Source organism: Marinicauda pacifica, from assembly GCF_004793635.1.
Lineage (GTDB): Bacteria > Pseudomonadota > Alphaproteobacteria > Caulobacterales > Maricaulaceae > Marinicauda > Marinicauda pacifica.
Window position 1 is genome coordinate 1 of the sequence record NZ_SRXV01000118.1, and the last position, 302, is coordinate 302.

1 pseudogene is annotated in these 302 nt (G+C 66.6%); it reads right to left on the reverse strand.

The annotated features are described in order from the left end of the window. Positions 1-114: 114 nt before the first annotated feature. A pseudogene (locus tag E5162_RS14885) lies at positions 115-302 on the reverse strand (hypothetical protein); the annotation flags it as partial.

A 302-nucleotide genomic window follows, 5' to 3' on the forward strand; every position in this document is an offset into this window, starting at 1 on the left:
CGACCGGCCGTCGCGAGCAGTACCGACCACTTCGACCCAGGCACGGCGCGAGAGAAGAATCTCAAGTCGGCGGCAGGCAAGCGGTTCATCGTCGGCGATCAGGACGCGCATGGCTCAGCTCTCCGCGGCTTCGGAGACGGTGACGAAAGGCAGCACGATACGGGCAATGAAGCCTCCACCCTCCATTGGGCCGGAGTCGAGCATGCCTTCAGCCCCGTAGATCGTACGCAGCCGCGCTGCCACGTTCGCGAGACCGAGACCGCCGCCCGAACTCACGGGATGCGCGATCCCGCCCCCGTCAT